Source organism: Candidatus Corynebacterium faecigallinarum (assembly GCF_052264515.1).
Classification (GTDB): domain Bacteria; phylum Actinomycetota; class Actinomycetes; order Mycobacteriales; family Mycobacteriaceae; genus Corynebacterium; species Corynebacterium faecigallinarum.
In genome coordinates this window covers 1-22508 of the sequence record NZ_JBQQOC010000013.1, presented here as the reverse complement: position 1 = coordinate 22508, position 22508 = coordinate 1, and the positions used below count along the sequence as shown (strand labels likewise).

The 22508-nt window shown below is 67.5% G+C and carries 22 protein-coding genes; 16 read left to right on the top strand and 6 right to left on the bottom strand.

Annotation, left to right across the window (positions count from 1 at the left end; genetic code table 11):
* Positions 1–149: 149 nt before the first annotated feature.
* The 3 genes from ACTXPP_RS08400 to ACTXPP_RS08390 are packed head-to-tail and all read left to right on the top strand — an operon-like array spanning position 150 to position 2796.
* On the top strand, positions 150–1286 hold the full coding sequence (locus ACTXPP_RS08400) for an HNH endonuclease (protein ID WP_443341772.1): 1137 nt from the start codon (positions 150–152) through the stop codon (positions 1284–1286).
* Positions 1287–1445 carry a hypothetical protein gene (locus ACTXPP_RS08395; RefSeq protein ID WP_301498469.1) on the top strand — a complete coding sequence of 53 codons (159 nt, stop codon included), beginning with the start codon at positions 1287–1289 and terminating at the stop codon, positions 1443–1445.
* Between the two features lie 10 nt (positions 1446–1455).
* Positions 1456–2796, top strand: a complete 1341-nt coding sequence (locus ACTXPP_RS08390) for a DNA polymerase IV (RefSeq protein ID WP_443341770.1) — start codon at positions 1456–1458, stop codon at positions 2794–2796.
* Positions 2797–2800: 4 nt separating this feature from the next.
* On the opposite strand, the gene ACTXPP_RS08385 is transcribed toward ACTXPP_RS08390, so the two are convergent.
* Entirely contained in the window at positions 2801–3712 is a 912-nt protein-coding gene (locus ACTXPP_RS08385; protein ID WP_301498467.1) for an asparaginase domain-containing protein, read from the bottom strand.
* Positions 3713–3802: 90 nt separating this feature from the next.
* Here ACTXPP_RS08385 and ACTXPP_RS08380 point away from each other — a divergent pair, with 90 nt between their 5' ends.
* On the top strand, positions 3803–4369 hold the full coding sequence (locus ACTXPP_RS08380) for a WKL family lipoprotein (protein ID WP_301521081.1): 567 nt from the start codon (positions 3803–3805) through the stop codon (positions 4367–4369).
* A gap of 10 nt (positions 4370–4379) precedes the next feature.
* Here the strand turns inward: ACTXPP_RS08380 and ACTXPP_RS08375 are convergent, their stop codons facing one another.
* Positions 4380–5333 (bottom strand): hypothetical protein, encoded by a 954-nt coding sequence (locus ACTXPP_RS08375; protein WP_301521080.1) that lies wholly within the window; start codon positions 5331–5333, stop codon positions 4380–4382.
* A gap of 26 nt (positions 5334–5359) precedes the next feature.
* On the opposite strand from ACTXPP_RS08375, the gene lspA reads away from it, so the two are divergent.
* Genes lspA through ACTXPP_RS08350 form a run of 5 tightly spaced genes read left to right on the top strand, consistent with a single transcriptional unit; the run spans position 5360 to position 10065 of the window.
* Positions 5360–5884, top strand: coding sequence for a signal peptidase II (gene lspA / locus ACTXPP_RS08370; protein WP_443341767.1), 525 nt, complete (start codon positions 5360–5362; stop codon positions 5882–5884).
* The gene (locus ACTXPP_RS08365) at positions 5881–6813 is read left to right on the top strand and encodes an RluA family pseudouridine synthase (RefSeq protein ID WP_443341766.1); all 933 of its coding nucleotides are present in this window, start codon (positions 5881–5883) and stop codon (positions 6811–6813) included. Before lspA ends, ACTXPP_RS08365 begins: the two co-directional genes overlap by 4 nt.
* Complete coding sequence (locus ACTXPP_RS08360) at positions 6813–7499, top strand: hypothetical protein (protein WP_443341764.1); 687 nt, start codon at positions 6813–6815, stop codon at positions 7497–7499. The genes ACTXPP_RS08365 and ACTXPP_RS08360 overlap by 1 nt, the downstream gene beginning before the upstream one ends.
* Positions 7496–8380, top strand: a complete 885-nt coding sequence (gene rarD / locus ACTXPP_RS08355) for an EamA family transporter RarD (RefSeq protein WP_301496099.1) — start codon at positions 7496–7498, stop codon at positions 8378–8380. Before ACTXPP_RS08360 ends, rarD begins: the two co-directional genes overlap by 4 nt.
* Positions 8377–10065: an FUSC family protein gene (locus ACTXPP_RS08350; RefSeq protein ID WP_301496097.1), complete on the top strand. Its 1689-nt coding sequence runs from the start codon at positions 8377–8379 to the stop codon at positions 10063–10065. The genes rarD and ACTXPP_RS08350 overlap by 4 nt, the downstream gene beginning before the upstream one ends.
* Here ACTXPP_RS08350 and ACTXPP_RS08345 read toward each other — a convergent pair.
* Together ACTXPP_RS08345 and ACTXPP_RS08340 are read right to left on the bottom strand one after the other, a co-directional pair.
* Positions 10062–11366 (bottom strand): D-arabinono-1,4-lactone oxidase, encoded by a 1305-nt coding sequence (locus ACTXPP_RS08345; RefSeq protein ID WP_301496095.1) that lies wholly within the window; start codon positions 11364–11366, stop codon positions 10062–10064. The genes ACTXPP_RS08350 and ACTXPP_RS08345 overlap by 4 nt on opposite strands.
* On the bottom strand, positions 11363–12535 hold the full coding sequence (locus ACTXPP_RS08340) for an amino acid deaminase/aldolase (protein WP_301496093.1): 1173 nt from the start codon (positions 12533–12535) through the stop codon (positions 11363–11365). The genes ACTXPP_RS08345 and ACTXPP_RS08340 overlap by 4 nt, the downstream gene beginning before the upstream one ends.
* A 61-nt stretch (positions 12536–12596) precedes the next feature.
* On the opposite strand from ACTXPP_RS08340, the gene nadA reads away from it, so the two are divergent.
* The 3 genes from nadA to ACTXPP_RS08325 all read left to right on the top strand — a co-directional run bounded on the left by nadA (position 12597) and on the right by ACTXPP_RS08325 (position 15562).
* On the top strand, positions 12597–13697 hold the full coding sequence (gene nadA / locus ACTXPP_RS08335; RefSeq protein WP_443341761.1) for a quinolinate synthase NadA: 1101 nt from the start codon (positions 12597–12599) through the stop codon (positions 13695–13697).
* On the top strand, positions 13694–14668 hold the full coding sequence (nadC, locus tag ACTXPP_RS08330) for a carboxylating nicotinate-nucleotide diphosphorylase (RefSeq protein ID WP_301496091.1): 975 nt from the start codon (positions 13694–13696) through the stop codon (positions 14666–14668). The genes nadA and nadC overlap by 4 nt, the downstream gene beginning before the upstream one ends.
* A gap of 90 nt (positions 14669–14758) precedes the next feature.
* The gene (locus ACTXPP_RS08325) at positions 14759–15562 is read left to right on the top strand and encodes a hypothetical protein (RefSeq protein WP_301496089.1); all 804 of its coding nucleotides are present in this window, start codon (positions 14759–14761) and stop codon (positions 15560–15562) included.
* Positions 15563–15574: 12 nt separating this feature from the next.
* Here ACTXPP_RS08325 and ACTXPP_RS08320 read toward each other — a convergent pair whose 3' ends face one another.
* Complete coding sequence (locus ACTXPP_RS08320; RefSeq protein ID WP_301496087.1) at positions 15575–16729, bottom strand: ATP-binding protein; 1155 nt, start codon at positions 16727–16729, stop codon at positions 15575–15577.
* A gap of 73 nt (positions 16730–16802) precedes the next feature.
* Positions 16803–17609 carry a DnaB-like helicase C-terminal domain-containing protein gene (locus tag ACTXPP_RS08315; protein WP_301525446.1) on the bottom strand — a complete coding sequence of 269 codons (807 nt, stop codon included), beginning with the start codon at positions 17607–17609 and terminating at the stop codon, positions 16803–16805.
* Between ACTXPP_RS08315 and dnaE the strand changes: the two genes are divergently transcribed.
* The 4 genes from dnaE to ACTXPP_RS08295 are packed head-to-tail and all read left to right on the top strand — an operon-like array spanning position 17608 to position 22486.
* Complete coding sequence (gene dnaE, locus ACTXPP_RS08310) at positions 17608–21186, top strand: DNA polymerase III subunit alpha (RefSeq protein ID WP_443341758.1); 3579 nt, start codon at positions 17608–17610, stop codon at positions 21184–21186. The two genes, ACTXPP_RS08315 and dnaE, sit on opposite strands and share 2 nt — an antisense overlap.
* Complete coding sequence (locus ACTXPP_RS08305; RefSeq protein ID WP_301498237.1) at positions 21187–21849, top strand: IMPACT family protein; 663 nt, start codon at positions 21187–21189, stop codon at positions 21847–21849.
* 9 nt (positions 21850–21858) lie between these two features.
* Entirely contained in the window at positions 21859–22089 is a 231-nt protein-coding gene (locus tag ACTXPP_RS08300; protein ID WP_301498235.1) for a hypothetical protein, read from the top strand.
* Positions 22090–22096: 7 nt separating this feature from the next.
* Complete coding sequence (locus ACTXPP_RS08295; protein WP_301498233.1) at positions 22097–22486, top strand: RNA-binding S4 domain-containing protein; 390 nt, start codon at positions 22097–22099, stop codon at positions 22484–22486.
* Positions 22487–22508: the final 22 nt, after the last annotated feature.

The window sequence follows — 22508 nt, the reverse complement described above, 5'->3', positions numbered from 1 at the left end:
CGGGGGTCGGCACCGTCTCTGCCTTCCGCGGCCGTGTGGTTCTCGGCCGTGCATCAACGTGTCGAACATGTGGTTGACTGCACTGCTGATGCGAGGTATATTCGTGGGAGAATATTCATTGTGTTGTCTCATCATCAGGGGATGCAGAAATGCAGATCGACAACTTCGTATTCGCCGAACGCTACATCGAACGGGAGGAGCCGGACGGGCCGTTCTGGGCGACCGGATGGACCAAGGGGACCTGGTACAAGATCCAGGCGAACACCCTGGAATTACTGACTGCGATCGGTGTGACTCCGGGGCACCGGACCGAAGTGTCCCGGCATATCCGGTCGGTTGCCCGGCAACTGGGAGTCTCACCTGGCAAAGTGCAGCAGTACTGTGACATCGGCATCATGTACCACCGATTTCCGACGATCGGGAGCCGGTTGAGTTGCGGGGCCTTCTCCTTCGATCATTTCCGCGTCCTTGCCGACGTCACCGGCGGGGTGTCCGCCAGGTTCCGCCGACTGGTGGACGAGGCGGTGGCCCGGTTGCTGACCCCGGTCCGTGCCCGCCAGGTCGTCCCGGGATTGCGGACCCTGGCGCGGATGGTTCGGGAGATGATCGCCGAGATCGCCCCGCTGGCCCCGCCCGTCGATCCGGAAGGTGAGGGTGAGATTCCTCCACCGCAGGCACAGATGGACTTCGCCGTCGACGAGCGTAACGATCGCTCCACGACGTTCGTCATCACAGTGCCGACGGACGAGGGGACCGGGGTGGTAGGACTGATCGACGCTGGCGCCACCCAACTGGGGAGTTCCCGGGCAGTGGCTTTCGTCGAACTGATGCACGGCCGGATCAACAAGGACGGCGGGGTGAAGGTGACGTTGAACTGCTACCGGAACCTCGACACCGGCGCGATGCACCTGGAGAACGCCTGGCTCAGTGAGGCGGCCACACAACGGTGGATGGCGCGGGTGACCTCGCTGTGCGTTGCCGGGCACAGTGAGCATCAGGGCCGTCGTAATACCGCGCACCAGAAAGCCACGATCGCCGGAAGGGACGGCACCTGTCGGGCCCCGGGCGGTGAGGCGCCTGCGGCCACCGCCGAGATCGACCACGTCGCCCGCTGGACGGGAGAGTTCACCGAGGACGGCACCCCCACCGGCGGCAAGACGGCGACCTGGGCCGAGCAGTCACTGTGCACACCGTGTCACAGCCTGAAGACCCGCGGTCTGCTGGACGTCCGGCTGAACCCGGACGGCAGCACCTGCTGGACCAGCCACGATGACGGACACCAGTAGGTGGACCTGCCCTCGGGGCCGCTGGCCAATGCGGTGCTGGACTTCCATACCCGGTCGCACCGCAATGTCGCCACCCGGGAAGAACACAACCGAGCGCGGCTGGACCACATCGCCGAGGTGGAGAAGGCCCTGCAGAGTCAGGAACGCTTGCCGTTCTAGAATGGCATGTATGACACCAGGCCAGCGGTGGGTCGTGCACCTCGACATGGATGCGTTCTTCGCCTCCGTCGAGCAGCTCACCCGACCGACCCTCGCCGGCCGTCCAGTGCTGGTCGGTGGGGCGTCGGGGCGCGGCGTCGTGGCAGGTGCGTCCTATGAAGCCCGTGTCTACGGAGCGCGGTCAGCCATGCCGATGCACCAGGCGGTCCGGCTGTGCCGCGGAACCGCGGTGGTCGTCGCCCCACGCTTCGCCGTCTACTCCGCGGCCTCCGCACAGGTCTTCGACCAGTTGTCCCGCGGTGGGGACGTCATCGAACACCTCAGCATCGACGAGGGGTTCATCGAACCCACCGACCTCGTCGGGGCCACCCCGGACGAGGCCCAGGCATGGGCGCTCGACCTGCAGGACACCATCGACCGGGAGGTCGGCCTGCCCTGCTCCATCGGGGTGGCCTCCACGAAGCTCGATGCGAAGATGGCCTCCGACCTGAACAAACCCCATGGGGTGACTGTGGTCGGTGCCGCAGACCGCGCCAAGGTCTTCCACCCGCGCCCGGTCGGTGAACTCTGGGGCATCGGGCCGGTCGCACAACAGAAACTCGCCGAGGTCGGGGTCGACACCATCGGGGACTTCGTCGCCATGGATGACGTGGACGTCCAGGGGCTCCTCGGCACCGTGGGCCTGCAGATTCTCGGCTACGCCCGCGGGAAGGACCGTCGTCCCGTCGCGCCCCGGGCCAGGTCCAAGCAGGTCTCCGCCGAACGCACCCTGGCCGTCGACGCCTCCAAGACCGCCGCCGTCGACCCGGTGCTGCTGGACACCGCCACCGCGGCCCGTGCCCGACTGCTCAAGGACGGCCGTGCGGCGCGCACCGTGACAGTGAAGACCCGCACCGCCGACTTCCAGGCACATACCCGTTCGACCACCCTGTCCGCCCCCACCGACGACCTCGACGAGATCATCGCCGCAGCCCGGTCCGTGGTGCCCCGCCCCGAGGAATCCGGAGCAGTCCGGCTGGTGGGGGTCAGCCTGTCCGGGCTGACCGAGGAGCGTCAGGCCGTCCTGTTCCCGGAACCCGGCACGGAGGTCCCGGAGGCGACCGTGGTCGACGAGACGGCGGAGATCAGTGAGAAGACCGTGGAAGCAACCGAATCACCCGCCGCCATCCACTGGCGGCCGACCCAGGACATCACGCACACCGAGTACGGCCACGGTTGGGTCCAGGGAACCGGGGCCGGGGTGGTCAGTGTGCGGTTCGAGACCCGCTCGACCGGTCCTGGACGAACCCGGACCTTCCCCGTCGACGACCCCGAGCTCAGCCCAGGGGAACCACTGGCCAGCCTGGAGTAGCGCGCTATGCCTGCTGCGCCCGATCCTGCTGTGCCCGGCGCACCGCCAGTTCACACAGCAGCTCCATCCGAGCCTGGGGGACACTGAGCTTACCCGCGCTGCGCACCCCGGCCCGGGCGATCGCCCGGCCGCCGCCCGCCCCGCCGTACACAAGCTGCACCCCACCGGCCGGTACTCGGCTGGCCACGACCACGGGGATGCCAGCATCGAGGGCCCGGCGCACCCCGTCGGAGAGGACGCCCACATTGCCGGAGCCAAAGGCGGCGACGACGATGCCGTCTGCCCCGGCGGCGACGGCGGTGTCCACCAGGGACGCCTCGGCACCCTGGTAGGCGGGGACGACATCCACCCGTAGGCCGGCGAGCGGTGCAGGACCCGCCGAGAGCGCAGCGCCCGACGACAGCCGCTCCGGCCGCGGCTCACCGACAGAACCGAAGGCCTCGTCTGCGGTGGTGTGCACCTTGGTGACCCCGTACGCAGGGACGACCTTACCGCCCAGGGCGACGACCGGGGACTCGGCGGTGGCCGCCGCAGCGACGGCATCGCACAGGTTGCGGGGGCCGTCGGGCCCTTCCGGGGACGCGTCATCGGCGGGACGCTGGGCCCCGGTGAGTACCACCGGGCCGCCGAGCAGACGGTCGACGGCCATCGCCGTCTCCTCCATCGAATCGGTGCCGTGGGTCAGCACCACCGGCCCGTCAGCGGAGTGGATATCGACCAGCAGGACATCGAGGTCCGCCAAGGTCATGGTCGAGGAATCCAGCTGCATCACGTCCCGGGCGGTGACGGCCTCCGTGGCGATTCCGGCATGGGACAACAGCGTGGAGATACTGCAGGTGGGTACGAGGTCGCCGGCAGCGTCGGTGGTGCAGGCGATGGTTCCGCCGGTGCCGAGGACAGTCACATGGGGGTTCACGGATTTCCAGGCTACAGGTCGATGGCCTGTAAACTCTCCGAGGAACGAACTGCCCGAACGACTCCCGCCCCGTGAAGGAGCACCCCCACCGTGAAGTCCACCCGCCTGTTTGCCGCCGCCGTCGCCGTGAGTGCCGGGCTGTCCCTGGCCGCCTGCTCGTCCGACGATGACGACTCCAACGGCTCCGACAACGCTGCCGGAACCACCACCGCCGCGGAGAACACCCAGGAGATCCAGCCCCCGACGGCGCAGGAGCTCCAGGACATCCTCGACCGTGCCGTGGATCCTGCGGTGCCGGCGGAGGAGAAGACCGACAGTGTGGAGGGCGGCGAAGAGGCCGTGGAGCTGTTCGACGTGATGACCCGCTCCAAGGAAGAGTCCGGGGCGACCCTGCAGGTCGTGGACCCGGTCCTGCCGGGGATCAGCCCGCAGCAGGTCATGGCCACCTTGCAGATGGAGGTTCCGGATCTCGACCTGAACCCGGTGGAGGGTGTCGGGTTCGTCTACGACGACGGGCAGTGGAAGCTGGAGCGCCGCTGGGCCTGCACCCTGGTGAACACCGTCGCCGCCGACCAGCTCCCGCCGCTGTGCGAGGACGTCGCCGCCGAGCAGGACGCCCCGGCCGAGGACGCGCCGGAGGACGCCCCGGCGAACTAGACGCCGTGAGTTAGTCCCCGGATTCCTCGGAGTCCTCACCAGAGGAGGGTTCCCACACCGACTTGGTGCGGGAGGTCTGGACGACCGAGATATCCGAGTCGGGCTCGCCGAAGGTCACGGTGGTCGACGTCTCGATCATGCCGGAGACGGGGACCGGCCGACGCAGGTCAACGGTGACCCGTCCACCGGAGTCGCTGGCGGAGTCCACGACCTGAAGGTCGGTGCCCGGCAGCTGGCGCACCGAGGGGGTTCGGTCGATGTCGATGTCCAGCTCGATCTGTGAGCCCTCCCGCTTCATCAGCGTGTAGGTGACCGTCTGCCGCATGGAGATCGAGTCGTCGACCTGACTGGACACCGTCCACCGGGCACCCTCGCCGAGCTCCTCGGTGGGGAAGACCAGTGGAAGATCGGTCATCTGGGTGAAAGACTGCTCGACACTGGCCCGTGCCGAGCCCGAGGCGCTTTCCGGGGAGGAGAAGCTGCGGCTGGAGACCCGGCCGTCCTGGCCGTAGGACTGGGTCATGGTGAAGCCCTCGGCGGTGGCGATGTCATCGTTGCGGTCGGTGTTGTCCCCGGTGGGAAGACCGGCGACGACGGTGGCGTCGAGGTCCTCGCCGTCGGTGTCGGTGGAGACCGTCAGCGGGATCTCCATCGTCCGCTCCTCGTAGGGGATGTCGTCCTCCTCCGGGGCTCCCTGGGTGGACTGCTCCAGGCCACGGGTGGCATGGAAGGTGGTTTCCTGCTCGGTGTCGTCGTTGAACCACACCAGGGGGCTGGCCTCGCCCTCACCGGCGTCAAGGACGGTGACCGCGACACCGGGGACCGGCACGTCGGCCGGGGCTTCGGTAGGTTCATCGTCGGAGGAGCAGGCGGTCAGACCGCCGAGTCCGAGCAGGACAGCAGTGGCTGCGGCGACCACCGGGTAAGCGAAGGGACGGCGGCGGGCGGGTCGTAGGGTGCGCACGTTGGACAGGGTACCAATGGCCTAGGATGGTCGTCGTGACTGCAGCAAAAGTCCGCCCGTGGGCGCTCATCCCGTTGGCCGTGATCGTGGTACTCGACCAGCTGACCAAGTGGCTGGTCGTGGAGAACCTCGAACCCGCCACCGCGTACCCCGTCATCGGGGACTTCGCCCGGCTGTACCTGATCCGCAACTCCGGTGCGGCCTTCTCGATGGGGGAGGACGCCACCATCATCTTCTCGATCATCCAGATCATCGCCGTGGTGGTGTGTGTGGTGCTGGCGTTCCGGGTGCGTAACCCGTGGGCCATCGCCTCGGTGGCGATGATCGGTGGCGGTGCGGCAGGCAACCTCATCGACCGGATTTTCCGCTACCCCGGTTCACTGCAAGGCCATGTGGTGGACTTCGTGTCCATCGGCAACTTCGCCATCTTCAACGTCGCCGACTCCGCCATCACCATTGGCGTCGTCGTCTACCTGGTCTACGCGCTGTTCATCGAACCGAAGCAGCTCAAGCAGCAGGAGAATGAGCAGCAGGAGGTTCAGGGCGCATGAGCCGCGAGACCAGGATGATGCCGGTTCCCGACGGACTGGCCGGGATGCGGGTGGACGCCGGGCTGTCAAAGCTGCTCGGCCTGTCGCGCACCGTGGTCGCCGAACTGGCCGAAGCCGGCGACATCAGCCAGGATGGTCGGTCGGTGGGCAAGTCCGACCGACTCGCCGCCGGCGCCTGGTTGGACGTGACCCTGCCGGAACCGCCCCGCGACCTTGCTGATGAGCCGGCCGAGTTCGTCGAGGGGATGGAGATCCTCTACGCCGACGATGACGTCATCGCCGTCAATAAACCGGTCGGCGTCGCCGCCCACCCCACGATCGGCTGGGAGGGGCCCACGGTGACCTCCGGACTGGCCGCCGAAGGCTTCCGGATCTCCACCTCCGGCCCGCCGGAGCGTAAGGGTATCGTCCAACGGTTGGACGTCGGGACGTCCGGCGTGATGGTCGTCGCCGCCAGCGAGCGTGCGTACACACAGCTCAAGCGGGCCTTCCGCGACCGCACCGTGGACAAGACCTACCATGCGCTGGTGCAGGGTCACCCCGACCCGACGACCGGCACCATCGACGCCCCGATCGCCCGGCATCCGGGGGCGGGCTGGAAGTTCGCCGTGCGCGACGAGGGTCGCCACGCGGTGACCCACTACGAGACGATCGAGGCGTTCCAGCAGGCCACGCTGGTCAAGATCCACCTGGAGACCGGACGGACCCACCAGATCCGGGTGCATTTCTCCGCACTGCACCACCCGTGCTGCGGGGATCCGATGTACGGGTCGGATCCGGCACTGTCGGAGTTCCTCGGCCTGAACCGGCAGTGGCTGCACGCCGTGCACCTGGGCTTCACCCACCCCGACGGCCGGTGGATGGACATTGAGTCGCCCTACCCCGAGGATCTGCAGACTGCGCTGGACCGGATACGTGAGGTCAACTGATGCGCTCGTCGGAGAAGATCGCGCCGAACCGCAAGGTCCGACGCAAGCGTGAGTGGGCAGACACCAGGCGCCCGGCGTGGGTGATGTGGCTGTCGGTGCTCTGCCTGGTCGCACTGGGGATCACCGTGCTGACCCTGTCGAACTCCGAACGCATGTCCCGGCCACAGGCGATCAACGGTGATTCCCTGGGTCCGGAGACCGGTGAAACGGTGGTGGATTACGTCACCCGCGCCCGGGAGAGCCTGGTTGAGGCCGAGACCGGGGCCGACAGTGATGATCCCCGGTGGGCACTGGTGACCCCGATGGTTCCGGCGGGCACCGAGCCGCTGACCGAGATGCTGTCGGACCAGGCCGATCTGCGGGTGTCCACACTGTTGGCGGGGAACACACAGTGGTCGTTGCCGGAACCCGCCGTCGGCCAACACCGGGGGGATGTCTTCGCCGAGGCCCGTGCGCTGATGGCAGCCAACGCCGGCGTCGAGGTCGACGACCCGGCCCTCGACGTGCTGGGCGTGCTGGTCCACGGCACCCCGGCGCAGTTGCGTGCGCTGGACGACCGGCCGGACGTCCTGACCGTCGAGGCGCTACCGGCCGACGCGGTGTACGGACGCATCGGTATGCGTCCGGTCTCCGCCGACGCGGAGGATTCTGACGCCCCTGCGGACGAGGGGGAGCCTGCCACATGATCTGGGGACTTCTCGCCTACCTGATGTGGGGCGTCTTCCCCGCATTCTTCCCGCTGCTGCGTCCCGCAGAACCCCTCGAGATTCTGGCCCACCGGTTCGTGTGGACGCTGCTGTTCGTCGCGCTTATCCTGCTGTTGACCACCGGGTTCACGTGGATGCGGCAGATCCCGGCACGCCTGTGGTTGCGGATCGCCGCCGCCGCGGTACTCATCGCCGGCAACTGGGGGCTGTACATCTACGCGGTCAATAACGACCACGTCGCCGACGCAGCTCTCGGATACTTCATCAACCCCCTGGTCAGTGTGCTGTTGGGGGTGCTGGTGCTCCGCGAACGACTGCGGGTGCTGCAGTGGGTGTCGGTGGCGATCGCCGGAGTGGCGGTAGTGATCCTCACCGTGGCACTGGGCTCCCCACCGGTGGTGTCACTGGGACTGGCGCTGTCCTTCGCCGGGTACGGGCTGCTGAAGAAGCGGGTGCCGCTGACCCCGCTGCAGTCGTTGACCGCCGAGACCGCCGTACTGGCCCCGGTAGGTGTGCTGTTCCTGGCCTGGCTGCAGACCCAGGGCACCAACACGATGCTGCAGGGCGGCCACGGGGTGAGTCACGTCCTGTTGCTGATCACCGCCGGCGTGGTGACGGCACTGCCGTTGCTGTGCTTCGCCCGGGCAGCCCATGAACTGTCGTTGACCACCCTGGGGATGCTGCAGTACATCACCCCGGTGATGCAGATGCTGTGGGCGGTCTTCGTTGTCGGCGAGGAGATCGAAGCCGCCCGCTGGATCGGATTCGCGGTGATCTGGGTGGCCCTGGCTGTCTTCGTCACCGATATGTTGCTCAACAGCAGGCACCGGAACAAGGTGAAGAAATTGGAGGCCCAGTGACCGGACGAGAGACCGGACAGGAGACTGGACCAGCGAACACGCCCCCGGAGGACCCGCCGGTACTGCCCGGCTGGTGGCGCCTGTTCATCGCGGTCAACCCCTCGGGCCCGCGGTGGCCCGGGGCACTGCGCGCCGCCCTGGCGCTGGCACTGCCTGCGTCGGTGGCTCTGCTGCTGGGCCACCAGACCGCGATGCTGATGATCGCCGGCGGTGGTTTCGCGGTGATCTTCGGTGAAGGACTGCCGTTCCGCGCCCGGTGGCGGGTGATGTCCATCGTCGGGGCTCTGCTGGCCTGCGGCGCGATGGCAGGGGCGATGGTCGGCACGGTGGTCTGGCAGCAGGATTCGCACTGCTGGCTGCTGCTGATCGTGGTGTTCACCTCTGCTGTCGCCGCAGTGTCCGGGTTCGTCCAGAATGCGTTGCGGCTGCCACCGCCGGGCACCTTCTTCATCGTCATGGTCGCCGGCGGCTCCACCATGATCGCCAGGCAGGGGGTGAACCCGGTCGAGGTCGGCCTGTGGACGTCGCTGGGTGCCCTGTGCGCGGTACTGATCGGCATGGTCCCGGCGCTGTGGGGTCGGCGACGTCCGGAGACCGCGGCGGTGACCCGGTTGGAGCAGCAGGTCGAGGCGTGGGAGGCGGCGGTGGAGAACACCGGGCAGAACACCGTCGCCGAAACCCACCGGGTGCGTGTCGCCCTGGCACAGGCCTGGTACGCACTCTCCGACGCTGGCCTGGTGGCCGCTGGCCGGGGCCCGGGCGGTGAACAGCACGACCTGGTGGGGCGTTGTCTGGCGGCGCAGCGTCGGATCGCCGGTGAATCCACGGTGCCGCTGCTGCGTCCGTCGGTGCGCTACCGGATCTTCCGGTCGATGACCCCGAACTCGCACGCCATGACCACTGCGGTGAAGATCGGGGTGGCCAGCCTGGTCGCCGGTACCGTCGGCGTTGCGCTGGGGTTCGACCGTCCGGACTGGGCGATCGTCACCGCCATGGTGATCCTGCAGTGGGGTCCCGATCTTCGACCCGGCACGGTCCGGGCAGCCCACCGGGTGGTCGGATCCGTGGCCGGGGTGTTGCTGTTCGCCGGGTTCCACCTGCTGGAGCTCGACGGCTGGAGCCTGCTCGCTGCACTGGCACTGTGCCAGTTCCTCGCTGAGGTTCTCGTGGTCCGCAACTACGCCTTCACCGTCACCGTGGTCACCCCGTTGGCGATGATGATGGGTGGGGCGATGCACCAGCCGCTGGGCCCGGGTGTGGTCTCCCGTATCGCCGAGGTGGGGATCGCCACCGCCTGCGCCATCGCATCACTGTGGCTGATCGCCCGCGGCGCAGACAAGCGGCGGGTGATCCGCCAACGGGAGAACTGCCTGGCGGCGATGACCGGTCTGCTCGGCCGGCTGGTCGCCGGCTCCGTCCCACATGACGCGCTGGTGCAGCGTCGCGACCTGCAGTTCGAGTTGCTGTGGGAGCGTCGTGACGCCGAGGCGATGGCCACCAACCGGCCGTCGGCGGATCCGGACGGCACGTTGTGGCAGGGACACCTGCTGGTGCAACGCTGCGGCTACCGGATGCTCGACCGCTGTGCCTCGGCCGGTAACCGGAAACTCGGCCAACCGGAGCTGGCGGAGCTCGCCGAGGCGACCAGGCAGGTCGTCGACCAGGTCCGTGTGGAGACGCGTTAACCCAGTCCGAAGATCCGGTCGACCATGGGGTTACGGAACATACCGTCCGGGTCGACCTCTGCGCGCACTGCGCCGACGGCATCCAGGTCCGGGTGCACTGCGGCCAGACCATCATGGTCCAGGGTGTGCAGCTTGCCCCAGTGAGGGCGTCCTGCCGCGGCAACGAGTACCGGCTCCACCACCGCGAAGAGCTCCCGGTAGTTGTCCCGGTGATAGCGGTGCACCGCGAGGTAGCAGGACTCCCGGTCCTTGGCGGTGGACAGCGGGACATCGTCGGCGGCGGCACAGCGCACCTCGATGGGGAAACCCACCGACAGCCCCGACCCGTCGATCGCCCGGTGCACCTCGGCGAGCACCTCGGGGGCGTCGTCGAGGGGCACTGCGTACTCCATCTCGTTGAAGCGCACCCGGCGCGGGGAGACGAAGACAGCATGGGCGGTGTCGGTGTACTCACGCTGGGCCAGGGTGGCCGCGGCGAGCCGGTTCATCGCCGAGGTGGTGCCCGGCAGGCGGTGCATCAACCGGCACATTCCTTCGTAGGCGAGGTTGCTGACCAGCTCGTCGTCCAAGAGTGACTTCCAGCGCGGCACCGGGTTGGTCGGTGCGGTGCCCGGCAGACGGGTGTTGGTCTTGACGTGGGCGACGTCGGTGCCGGGGAACCAGTAGTACTCCAGGTGGTCGACCGCCCGGGCGCGGGTGGGGAAGTCGTGGTGGACCGGGTCGAGGGGTTCGGCCTTCTCCACCGCAGCAAGCAGGAAGGCCTCGACCACCTCGACGGTGATCCGGGTGATGACCCCCAGGCTGCCGAAGGCGACCCGCCCGTAGTCGAACAGTGGGTCGCCGGGGCCGACGTCGTGGACGGTGCCGTCGGCGGTGATGACCCGCATCGCGCGGACCATGCCGGCGAAACCGGTGAGCCCGGCACCGGTTCCGTGGGTGCCGGTGGAGACTGCACCGGCCAGGGACTGGGGGTCCACGTCACCCTGGTTGGCCAGGGCCAGCCCGTGGGGGCGCAGCAGTGCGGGAACGTCCCGCAGCCGGGTGCCGGCCAGGAAGGTGACCTCCATGGCGGCCCGGTCGACATTCACGATGCCGGAGAGATGGTCGAGGTTGACCAGTACACCGTCGGTCACCGCGACCGGGGTGAATGAATGTCCGGCACCGACGGCCTTCACCGTCGACCCCTGCTCGGCGGCGTGGGTCACCACCTCCACCAGCTCTGCCTCGGTGGCTGGTTGGGAGACCTGTGTCGGGGTGGCGGTCTGCCCACCGGACCAGTTGCGCCAGCGCTTGCCGATCATGTGAAGCTCCGTCCTTCGCCCCGGTAGGTGGGCCATTCATCGAGGATGTCACCGTCACTGACCACCAGGACGGTCTCGGCGAACTCCGCTTGCTCGCCGGCCTTGGCGTGCCGCATCCACACGTGGTCACCGAGTGACAGGGAGTCGGCGACCTCACCGCGCAAGGGCGTCTGGACCTCCCCGGCCCCCTCCATGGAGGTCATCGCCAGGCCACGGGGGAAGTCGATCACCGGGACCCGGTCGGCACCCGGTGGGCCGGAGGCGATGCGTCCGCCACCGGCGACGGTGACGAAACCAGGGGCCGGTCGGCGGACCACCGGCAACACGAACCACTCGGCAGACAGGGGCCGGAAGGTGGTGTAGTTGTCGAACAGTCCTGGGCCGACGACCCCGGAACCGGCCCCGACCTCGGTGACGACGTCCTCGGCAGTGGTGGACTCGATCGACCCGGTGCCACCGCCGTTGACGAACTGCAGATCCCCGGCGACCTCCTGGACCGCGGCGACGATGCCTGCCCGACGGCCGGCGAGTTCCAGGGCAGACAAGGCCTTGACCGCGGCGACGGCGGGGGAGGTGTCGGTGGTGCCGGCGATCTGCCCCTCGTAGGCCATGATGCCGACCAGCTCGAAGCCGTCGCGGTCGACGATCTCCTCGGCAAGACGGCGGGCCTGCTCCACCGAGTGCACCGGGGAGCGACGCGCCCCGAGATGGAGCGGGCCGAAGGAGAGCGAAGCGTCCACGTCGATACACACCCGCACGACCCCACGCTCGGCCGGTGGGGCGACGGCATCGATGACGTCGAGGTGCTCCACCGAATCGACCATCACGGTGATTGTCCGGAGGTACTTCTCCTCACACGTCAGACGGTGCAGGTACTCGCGGTCGGCACTGGGGTAGGCCACCAGGATGTCGTCGCAGGTACCCTCGTCGACCAGCCACAGGGCCTCACCGAGGGAGTAGGACATCAACCCCCGGATCCCGTCGAGGGTGAGAAGGCGGTCGATCAGCGACCGGATCCGCACGGACTTCGTCGCCAGCCGGATCGGTGTGCCATTGGCCCGACGGACCATGTCGGCGGCGTTGGCGAGCGCACTGTCAAGATCGAGGACGCTGAACGGGGCGTCGAGGTGCGCGACGGCTTCGCGCACAGCAGGGCGGGGAGTGCTCATTCTCCTGAGAATACGTCCAGTCCCTGGGGTTGTGCAGGACTTTCGGATATCATCGTCCGACATGACTGTGACGACTACCGGGACGACTACCCGGACGGACGGCTATGCGAGTCCTATGATGGAGAAGATCTACCGTGCCCCTGGGCATACCGGGCCGGACGGCCCCATCGGACGGTGGGAGGGCATCGACGGTGACGAGGAATGGGCAGCGGAGATCCGGCGGCTGAAGAAGGCACGCAACGCGGTGATCCTGGCCCACAACTACGAACTGCCCGAAATCCAGGACATCGCCGACCACACGGGTGACTCCCTGGCACTGTCCCGGATCGCCGCAGAGACCGACGCGGACGTCATCGTGTTCTGCGGGGTGCACTTCATGGCGGAGACCGCCAAGATCCTGTCGCCGGAGAAGACCGTCCTGATCCCCGACGAGGAAGCCGGCTGCTCGCTGGCCGACTCCCTGTCCGAGCGTGAACTGGCCGAGTGGAAGGCCGAGCACCCCGATGCGCTGGTGGTCAGCTACATCAACACCACCGCCGCGGTGAAGGGACTCACCGACGTGTGCTGCACCAGCTCAAATGCCGTGGACGTGGTCGCCGGACTGCCGGCCGACAAGGAGATCCTCTTCGGCCCCGACCAGTTCCTCGGCGCGCACGTGCAACGCCAGACCGGACGCGACAACATCCACGTCTGGGCAGGGGAGTGCCACGTCCACGCGGGCATCTCCGGACCGGAGCTGGCGCGCCGGGCCGAGGAGAACCCGGATGCCGACCTGTTCATCCACCCGGAGTGCGGCTGTGCGAACTCGGCGATCTACCTGGCAGGCGAGGGCATCATCGACCCGGAGCGGGTGCACATGCTCTCCACCGGTGAGATGCTGAGCTCGGCGAAGACCGCGTCAGACGCCGGACGCGGCAAAGTACTCGTCGCCACCGAGGTGGGCATGCTGCACCAGCTCAAGGGAGTCGCGCCGGACGTCGACTTCGCCCCGGTGAATGAGCGGGCGTCCTGCCCGTACATGAAGATGATCACCCCGGCCGCGCTGCTGCGCTGCCTGTCGCTCGGCGCCGACGAGGTCGATGTGGAACCCGATGTCGCCGAGAAGGCCAGGGCCGCAGTCGAGCGGATGATCGCTGTGGGAACCCCGGGAGGCGGCGAGTGAGCGGATCGACCGCCGAGTTCCCTGTCACCGCCCCACTGGGTGACCTGCATTCCGACGCTTCGCTGTTCACCGCCCTGGCACGGGTGGCGCTGACCGAGGACCTTAGTGCCGGTGACACCGGAGAGCATGCGTCCGGCGACGCCACCACCTTGGCGACCGTGCCCGCGGACATGCACGGACACGGGGAACTCATCGCCCGGCAGGACGGAATCATCTCCGGGGTGGACGCCGTCGCCGCGATCCTCGAGGTCGCGTCCTCCACCCCTGCGTTCGCCGAGGTGCTCGGCGGAACAGTCACACTAACTGATGCGGTGGACAACGGTACTCGGGTCGCGCCGGGGGATGTGGTGGGAGTGCTCAGTGGGAGTGTGCGGGCGATGCTGCAGCTGGAGCGCACCGTGCTGAATATGCTGTCCCATGCCTCTGGTGTGGCGACGCATACCGCGGAGTGGGTCGAGGAAGTCGCTGTGGCGGTGGAGTCCACGAGGTCCGGTAGAGGCGTCGCGGTGCGGGATTCCCGCAAGACCTTGCCGGGCCTGCGGCTGCTGCAGAAGCGCGCGGTGGTGCACGGCGGTGGGGTGCCGCACCGCTACAACCTTTCCGACCAGGCGATGGTGAAGGACAACCACGTATTCGCCGGTGGTGGCGTGGTGGATTCCTACCTGGCGGTGCGCCACGGACACCCCGACCTGTGGTGTGAGGTGGAGGTCGACACCCTGGACCAGCTGCGCGAGGTACTGGCCCTGGATGAGCCGCCGCAGCAGGTGCTGCTGGACAACTTCTCGGTGGAGCAGACGGAGTCTGCGGTGGCGGTGCGCGGCCAGCTAGCTCCTGAGGTGTTGCTGGAGTCCTCAGGTGGGCTGACCCTGGAGGTGGCCGGCGACTATGCGGCTGCCGGGGTGGAGTCGCTGGCGGTCGGGGCGCTGACCCACTCGGTGAGCGTCATGGACATCGGCCTTGATCTGGGGTGAGAGACAAGACCGGCCGGTAACGCGGTGTTGAACCTCATCGTTTGTCTGAGGGAAACAGATACACACGATGAAGATCGAGGGTGAACTGTAATGAGGAACCGCAGAAACCGTAATCCGGTGCTGGCCGTGGGGGCGTGTGCGGCACTGCTGCTGGGGGCGTGCGGGAATTCGGGCGGCGAAGACAACGACAACAACTCCGCTTCGCCGGACACCGTGGCCGACACCGTCACCGAGATCGCCGGTGGCCCCGGGGACGGCACGCAGCCTGACCCGAGTGACCCAGGCGACCCGGGCGACCCGGGTGACCCCGGCGAGATCACCGTGCCCGGTGAGCAGGTCGAGACCTACTACTCCCGTGAAGGGGCCGTGGTGGGTGTCGCCGGACTGACACCGGACATCGCCCCGGAGATCATCCGGGCACAGCCGAGCCTGGAGTCCGAGGAGGTCGGCCAGGTGTGGCGCACCGGATCGCTCGAGCTGGCCGGTCGGGAGTGGAACAACACCACGCTTCCGGACGAGGGCTACTGGGTCGAGGTCCGACAGGACGGCGTCCAGGGCTGGATGCCTGGTGCCCACCTGTTCTACTTCGGTGGTGTCACGGATGTCACCGGTGAGTGGGCGCACATCCCGCCGTCGGACGATCCCGTCCGCAGCCTCGCCGCCATCGGGCACGAGGTCACCTACGGTGACATGGGCCGATGGGCGATCGTCACCAAGCCCGAGGACACCGGGGACGGCGCCTTCCGTATGGACATCACCGGGGTGCCGGACGATGCCCAGGCCGGTGAGCGTCTGAAGGTCACCTTCGACGAAAACAACGGCGAGTACACGATCTCCCAGGTCGAGCGCACCCTGCTGTGTGCCCGCGGCGTCAGTGGCGGGCTGTGCCTGTAGATCTGTTGATAATCAGTCCGCCGTGCGGTCGCGCACCCACCGGGCCATGCCCGGGGTGATGAAGTGCAGTCCGCCGGCCGCACTGCGGTAGATCGTCCCCTTCTTGATCAACCGGTCACGCAGGTAGGACACCGCCTGTGTGGCCTCGCCCAGTGCGGCGGCCACGTGGCCGCCATTGGGTTCGTCGACATGCTGCTGCACCGTAGCTAACGCGGAGAGGTATTCCTGCTCCCGGGCGCTGGCGCCGTCCCACCGGCTGAGGAACAGCTGGTCGAGGTCGGCCTCAATGCGGGGAACCGCAGTCCGAGCATGTTCCACTTCGATCGCGTCACTGCCGGTGGAGGACCGCCAGGCGAAGTGGCCGGCCACCTGGATGGCGTAGGGGTAGCCGCCGGACTGGGAGAGAAGGAGATCGGCCGCCTCTGAGGTCATCGGACGCCCTGACTGCGCCGCCGGACCGGTCAGCGCCTCGCGGGCGTCGGAGCTGGGCAGCGACTCCAGCGGGTGCCACTCGGCGCGCTCGAGGTAGGTCGGCAGGCGCTTACCCCGCTTCTCACGCAGCGACGGCAGGGCGGCCATCGCAACGACCAAGGGCCAACTCTCCGGGACGCTCTCCTGCAGGACCCCGCCGAGTTCGTGGAGGTCCGCGGTGGAGGCGTTCTGCAATTCATCGAGGGTGATGAGCAGGCCCGCGCCCCGTTCGAGGGCTGCCTCCATCGTGGCCCGTAGCTGGTCGCGCAGGGTGGGCTGCGGGTCCGCTGGGTCCCGCTTGATTTCGACGCCACCACCGACGCCGAGGATCGTCGCCTCCACCTTGGTGCCGGTGATCGTGGTGCGAGGCGTGCGCGAGGGGGCGGTGCCGTGGAAGATGTCCTCGGCGTCCTTCAGCCGGGTGGTGAGCACGTCGATGAGCTGTCCCGGAGTTGCCTCGACATGGACGGTCGGCCAGCTGTGCTGTTGCGCGGCCGCAGCGGAGATCTGGCCCAGGGTGACGGTCTTGCCGACCCCACGCGGCCCGACCAGGATCAACGGGCGGGGAGTGCGTCCGTCGAATGCGGCGACCTCCAGGGCTTCACCGGCGGCGTCGAGGACCTCGGTGCGCCCGGCGAAGACCATGGGTGCCTGGTTGAAGCCGGGGGTGTACGGATTCGGCTGGCGTGGTGACATGGGCACACACTAGCACGTATAGCGTAAATGGAGACGTATAGCGCGATATAGCGCTGCGAGGATGGAGCAGCTATTACGACGTGAGTGACCTGAACTTCGAGTAGTGCAGCTGATGCATCACCGTGAACGATGCGATGGGTCCCATGCGGTTCTTCACCACGTGGATGTCAGCTTCCCCGGACCGTTCGTGGTCCAGGACGGCAGCGTCCGGACGGTCCAGCTTGATGACCACGTCCGCCTCCGCCATCAGAGGGCTCTTGGACAGGAACTTCTTGTGGTGACGCGCGGTGACGACGACCGGCCATCCGGACTCGAGGGCGTACTTCTTGAGTCGTCGGGAAATCCCTCCCAGCGTCCTCCCGTTACCGCCCACGTAGTCGGGGTCGACCAGGTCGACACAGTCGATCGCCAGAATCCGGTCCCCCTTGTCCTCGGTGAGCATGAGGAAATCCATCAACTCGAGGTCGCCGCGGACCTCCAGATCCAGCATCGCCCCCGGGAACATCGCTGCGGCAGCGGAGAGGTCCGACAGCGGCTCCCGACCCTCCCCGGTGTCCAGTGACTGCAGCGTGACCTCTGCCTCCCCGCTGAACAGCCGTTGACGGATGTCGGCCTCGGACATCTCCAGGGACACCAGGTGCACCGGGTGGCCCTGCCGGATGGCACTGCGCAGGAACTGCAGCAACAGGGTGGTCTTGCCCGCCCCGGGGTCCGAGGTCACGACCACGAGCTGACCGGGGCGTATTCCGCCGGTGACCTTGTCCAGTTCGTGAAGATCGTAGGGGATGAGTGCGTTCGGGTCCGGCGCCATGCGTTCATCGTAGTGGGGGATCGAGCGATGGATTGAACGGTCCGGGGACGACGGTAGACTGTCCTCCATGAAGAAGTCCTCCTTCGTCCACCTGCACAACCACACCGAGTACTCCATGCTCGACGGCATGGCGAAGGTGGATCTCCTGGCCGAGGAGGTCTCCCGCCAGGGGATGCCGGCGGTCGGCATGACCGACCACGGCAACATGTTCGGCTCCGACGCCTTCTACCGGGCGATGACCGGTGCCGGCATCAAACCCATCATCGGCATCGAGTGCTACATGGCACCCGAATCCCGCCTGATCAAGGACCGCGTCAAATGGGGCGAGCCGGAGCAGAAGCGTGATGACGTCGCCGGCGGTGGCTACTACCTGCACCAGACGATGATGGCGGAGAACGCCACCGGGCTACGCAATCTCTTCCGCCTGTCGTCCCTGGCGTCCTATGAAGGCCAGGTCTCCAAGTACCCGCGAATGGACGCCGAGATCGTCGCCGAGCACGCCGAAGGCATCATCGCCACCACCGGCTGCCCCTCCGGCGACGTGCAGACCCGGCTGCGCCTCGGCCAGTTCGACAAGGCCCTGGAAGCCGCCGCGATGTGGCAGGACATCTACGGCAAGGACAACTACTTCCTCGAGCTCATGGACCACGGTCTCGACATCGAGAAGCGGGTCCGTGACGATCTTCTGGAGATCGGCAGGCGGCTGGAACTGCCGCCCCTGGTCACCAACGACTGCCACTACGTGCTGCAGAAGCAGGCCAAGCCGCACGAGGTCATGCTGTGCGTGCAGACCGGTGCGACGATGGACGAGCCCACCCTGGACAACGGCGGCCGGCGCTTCGCCTTCTCCGGCGACGGCTACTACATCAAGCCCGCCGAGATGCTGCGCGAGTACTGGGACCCGATCGTCCCCGACGGCTGTGACAACACCCTGTGGATCGCCGAGCGCGTCCAGGACTACGGCGAGCTGTGGGAGGAGCACACCCACGACCGCATGCCGAAGTACGACGTGCCGGAGGGCCACACCCCGACCACCTGGCTGCGCCACGAGGTCCAGGAGGGGCTCATCGAACGCTTCAACGGCGGGGAGGTGCCCCAGGAGTACCTCGACCGTGCCGAGTACGAGATCGACGTCATCGACATCAAGGGCTACCCGTCCTACTTCCTCGTCGTCGCCGATCTGATCAAGTACGCCCGCTCCATCGGCATCCGTGTCGGTCCGGGCCGTGGTTCCGCCGCCGGTGCGCTGGTGGCCTATGCGCTGACGATCACCAACATCGACCCGATCGAGCACGGGCTGATGTTCGAGCGGTTCCTCAACCCGGAACGTCCCTCGGCACCGGATATCGATATCGACTTCGATGACCGCCGCCGTGGCGAGATGATCCGCTACGCCGCCGACAACTGGGGCCAGGACAAAGTCGCCCAGGTGATCACTTTCGGCACGGTGAAGACCAAGCAGGCACTCAAGGACGCCGCCCGTGCCCACCACGGCCAGCCCGGCTTCCAGATTGCCGACCGGATCACCAAGACCCTGCCGCCGGCGCAAGCAGCCAAGGACATCCCGCTGTCCGGCATCATGGACCCCAACCACGACCGCTATGCGGAGGCCGCGGAGATCCGTACCCTCATCGAGACCGACCCGGTGGTCAAGGAGATCTACGACGACGCCCTCGGCCTGGAGGGCGTGGTGCGTCAGGCCGGCGTCCACGCCTGTGCGGTGATCATGGCGTCCGTCCCGCTGCTCGACCACATCCCGATGTGGAAGCGGCAGCAGGACGGTGCGATCATCACCGGCTGGCCCTACCCGGCCTGCGAGGCCATCGGCCTGCTGAAGATGGACTTCCTGGGGCTGCGCAACCTCACCGTCATCGGCGACTGCATCGAGAACATCAAGAAGAACCGGGACGAGGACCTCGACCTGGAGAGCCTGACCACCGAGGACCCGGCAGCCTATGAGCTGCTGGCCCGCGGCGACACCCTGGGCATCTTCCAGCTGGACTCCGGTGGCATGCAGGAACTGCTGAAGCGGATGAAACCCACCGGCTTCAACGACATCGTCGCCGCGCTCGCCCTGTACCGCCCGGGCCCGATGGGTGTGGGCGCGCACTGGGACTACGCCGACCGTAAGAACGGGCGCAAGCCGATCGAGCCGATCCACCCGGAGCTCGCCGAGGCACTGGAGGAGATCCTCGAGGAAACCTACGGCCTGATCGTGTACCAGGAGCAGATCATGAGGATCTCGCAGAAGGTCGCGAACTACACCGCCGGTCAGGCCGATGGTTTCCGTAAGGCCATGGGTAAGAAGAAGCCGGAGGTGCTGGCCAAGGAGTTCGAGAACTTCGAGGCAGGAATGAAGGAGAACGGCTTCGGCAGCGAGGCGATCCAGACCCTGTGGGACACGATCCTGCCCTTCGCCGGCTACGCGTTCAACAAGTCGCACGCCGCCGGCTACGGCCTGGTCAGCTTCTGGACCGCCTACCTCAAGGAGCACTACACCGCCGAGTACATGGCCGCCCTGCTGACCTCGGTGGCGGACAAGAAGGACAAGTCCGCGATCTACCTCGCCGACTGCCGTCACCTCGGCATCAACGTGCTGTCCCCGGACGTCAACGAGTCCGACTTCACCTTCAAGCCGGTCGGCGAGGACATCCGCTTCGGACTGGGTGCGGTGCGCAACGTCGGCGAGGACGTCGTCGACTCCATCGTCGCCACCCGTAAGGAGAAGGACGCCTTCGCCGACTTCTCCGACTACCTCGACAAGATTGACGCCACCGCCTGCAACAAGCGTGTCACCGAGTCATTGATCAAGGCCGGTGCCTTCGACTCCCTCGGTCATCCCCGTAAGGGCCTGATGCTGGTCTTCGAGGACGCCGTGGACTCGGTGACCTCCACCAAGAAGGCCGCCGCCCGCGGTCAGTTCGACCTCTTCGCCGGCCTCGGCGACATGGACGGCGCCGAAGACGCCGCCGCGGCCTTCAAGGTCGAGGTCCCTGACCAGCACTGGGAGCGCAAGCACGAGCTGACCCTGGAGAAGGAGATGCTGGGCCTCTACGTCTCCGGGCACCCGCTGGACGGTTTCGAGGCGTCCCTGGACTCCCAGATCGACACCCCGCTGACCACGGTGCTCTCCGGTGAGTTGCAGGACAAGCGGGCCATCAAGGTCGGCGGCATCATCTCCGGTGTCGACCGACGGGTCGACAAGAAGGGCAACCCCTGGGCGATCGTCACCGTGGAGGACCAGCACGGCGCGCAGATCGAGCTGCTGTGCTTCTCCCGCACCTACTCGATGGTCGCCCCGATGATCGCCGAGGACAACATCATCCTCGCCCAGGCCGAGGTGAGCATCCGCGACGACCGCACCAGCCTGTTCTGCAATGACCTGAAACTCGCCGAGCTGTCCGTCGGTGCCGGTTCCGGCGCCCCGCTGCGGCTGCGTATGCGGGTCGACCAGGCCACCCCGGACAACATGGACCGGCTCAAGGCCGTCCTGCACAACAACAAGGGCGCCTCGGACGTCTACCTCACCCTCACCGACGGTGACGAAGAACTGCAGTACATGCTGCCCTCGGCACTCCGGGTGTCCCGGACTTCCAGCCTGATGGGGGACCTCAAGGCCTCGACCTGGGCCGGGGTGCTGGGCTAAATGGCGGACGCGGCGTACCGGCGGCCGGCTGACGTCCCCACGGGGTGGGTCAGCGCGGAGACCGAGGAGAAGCGCTCCCGGTTCATCGCCTGCGCCGCCCGGGTCACCGACGAGGACGCCACCCGGGACTTACTGGCATCGGTCCGGGCGTCTTACCCAGACGCCCGCCACCACTGCAGTGCCTATATCCTGCACGTCGATGCGGCGAACCCGGTGGAGCGCTCCAGCGATGACGGGGAACCGGCCGGTACCGCCGGCCAGCCGATGCTGGAGATGCTGCGGGGGACCGGATTGCAGGACATCGCGGTGGTGGTCGTGCGCTACTTCGGCGGGGTCAAGCTCGGCACCGGTGGACTGGTACGCGCCTACCAGGACGCCACCCGCGCGGTGCTGAAGGTGTTGCCGGTGGTCACCCGTCAGCCTCAGCAACTGTGGACGGTGGACCTCGATCATGCTGTCGCCGGCAAGGTCGAGGCCGAGGTGCGTGGCCGTGGGGTGGACGTGACCGCCGACTACGGGGCGAGTGTCACCCTGACCCTGTCAATGCCGCCGGGTGAGGACCCGACGGCACTGATCAGCGAATTGACTGGAGGTGGAGTTGAACCTGGCAGAGCCGGGATGCGGTGGGCGGACTCTTCTCCGACGGTGGGGGCGCTGCGGTAGTCTGGAACCATGACAATGGACAACTACTCCGACAATCCCGTCGCCCGCCGCAAGGCGGAGGTCCGTAAGCGCTCCAGGTCCATCCAGATCGCCGGAGGTGTCGCGGTGGCAGGTGGTGTCCTCGCATTGCTGACCTCGGCCACCGGGCTTTTCCTCACCATCGCCATTGTGGCCGTGGTCGTTCTCGGCTACAACGCGGTGAAGGTGCGGGAGGTCGTCAACCACAAGGACCAGTGGTGAGCCACTGATGAGCGGTGGCACTGGTGGCACTGGGGGCACTGCCAGGATCGATGCGTGGGTATGGTCGGTGCGCCTGTTCAAGACCCGCTCGGCGGCGGCCGCTGCCTGCAAGGCCGGCCATGTAAAGCTCAACGACGCCACGGTGAAACCGGCGCAGACCGTGGCGGTCGGTGACCGGGTGCGCGCCTGGGTGAACCACCGCGAGTACATCTACGAGGTCACCGACCTGGTGACGAAGCGGGTCGGGGCACCGCGGGCCCGGGAGTGCTACATCGACCATTCCCCGCCGCCACCGTCGAAGGAGATCCTGGCGTCGATCCCGCGACGGGACCGGGGCGCGGGGCGTCCTACGAAACGGGAACGCCGGCAGCTCGACAAGCTGCGGGGCATGGATTAGCGCTGTCTGGAGCTGTCTAGTT